At 63.1% G+C, this 1,828-nt stretch carries 1 protein-coding gene; it reads right to left on the bottom strand.

From position 1 onward, the window contains the following. A partial coding sequence (locus HX873_RS23490) for a condensation domain-containing protein (RefSeq protein ID WP_177123281.1) occupies positions 1-1,828 on the bottom strand: 1,828 nt, incomplete at both ends.

The raw sequence follows: 1,828 nt of genomic DNA, 5'->3' as shown, positions 1-1,828 counted from the left end.
TCCTGCGGGTAGGTTGGATCAAGCGGCACATAGGCGCCGCCGGCCTTGAGGATCGCCAGCAGGCCGACGATCATCTCGATACCCCGCTCCGCGGCCAGGCCCACCAGCACGTCCGGCCCCACACCGTGAGCGATCAACTGATGCGCACGGCGGTTGGCCTGGGCATTCAGTTCAGCGTAGGTCAGGGTCTGGCCGTTGCAACGCAGGGCCACGGCGTCAGGCCGTTGACGGGCCTGCTCGGCGATCAGTTGATGGGCGCAGGTGTCGCTTGGGAAGCTGCGCGGGCCGGGGTTCCACTGGGCGATGTTGTGCTGTTGCTCGGTCGCGTCCAGCAGCGGCAATTCCCCGATGCGCCGTTGCGGATCGGCGACGATACCTTGCAGCAGGTTCAGCCAGTGAGCGGCCATACGCTGTGCAGTGCTTGCGTCGAACAGGTCGGTGGCGTAAGTGAGGGTTGCACTGAGCTCGCCGTCGGCGTCCAGGGTGTCGAGGGTCAAGTCGAACTGGGCGGTACGGCTTTCCCACTCCTGGGCCTTGATCACCAGCCCCGGCAGTTGCGGGATGGCTTGGCGGCCGGCGCTCTGGTGGTTGTACAACACCTGGAACAACGGGCTATGGCTCAGGTTGCGCTCAGGGCGCAAGGCTTCGACCAATTGCTCGAACGGTAGGTCCTGATGCGCCTCGGCCCCCAGTGCCGCCGTCTTGACCTGTTGCAGCAGTTCGCTGAAACGCTGCTGCGGATCGACTTCAGCCTTGAGCACCTGGGTATTGACGAAGAACCCGATCAGGCCTTCGGTCTCGACCCGGTTGCGGTTGGCAATCGGTACGCCCACGCGGATGTCCGACTGGCCGCTGTAACGGTGCAGCAGGCCCTGGAACGAAGCCAGCAACAGCATGAACAGGCTGCAACCTTCACCCAGGGCCAGTTGCCGCAGCTGTTGGCCCAATGCCTGCGGTAACTGGATGGCCAGACGGGCGCCGGCAAAGCTCTGGCGTGCCGGTCGCGGACGGTCCTCAGGCAGCTCCAGCAATGGCTGTTCAGCGCCGAGGACGTTGGTCCAGTAAGCCAGCTGCCGCTCACGCTCACCGGCGTCCATCCATTGGCGTTGCCACACCGCGTAATCGGCATACTGGATCGGTAACTCCACCGGTTCAACCAATCCACCCTGGCTATAGGCGGCATAACGCTCAATCAGTTCCTGCACCAGCACCTGCATCGACCAGCCATCGGAGACGATGTGATGCTGGGTCAGCACCAGCACCTGTTCATCGGCGGCCACCTGCAGCAGCCCGACCCGCAGCAGCGGACCGTTCTGCAGGTCGAACGGCCGGCTGATCTGATCGCGAACAAAAGCCTGGATCTGCTCGGCCTGGTTGGCCGAGGTCAGGTCGAGAAACTGCGGCGTCAGCAGCGGACCGGACTCGGCATGGATAACCTGGAACGCACGCTCGTCCTTCTGGACAAAGGTCGTGCGCAAACTCTCGTGACGCTGCACCAGTGCGCTTAAGCTGCGTTGCAACGCCTTCAAATCCAGGTGGCCATGAATCCGTAGCGCCGCAGGGATGTGGTACGCCGCACTGGAGGGTTCCATTTGCCAAAGGAACCACTGGCGTTGCTGGGCGTAGGACAAGGGCAACGGTTGATCACGCGGCACCCTTGGAATGCGCGCAGGCATCGCCGCCTGGATTGGCTCAAGCGCAGCCACGCAAGCCTTGAGGCTGGCATTTTCGAACAGCTTGCGCAGTTGCAGGTTCATGCCGAGGTGTTGGCGGATGCGCGACACCATCTGTGTAGCCAGCAATGAATGGCCACCCAGTTCGAAGAAGT

This window comes from Pseudomonas sp. P7758, from assembly GCF_013386485.1.
Taxonomy (GTDB): domain Bacteria; phylum Pseudomonadota; class Gammaproteobacteria; order Pseudomonadales; family Pseudomonadaceae; genus Aquipseudomonas.
The sequence above is the reverse complement of the archived record's forward strand: the minus strand, read 5'-3'. Positions and strand labels throughout refer to the sequence as shown.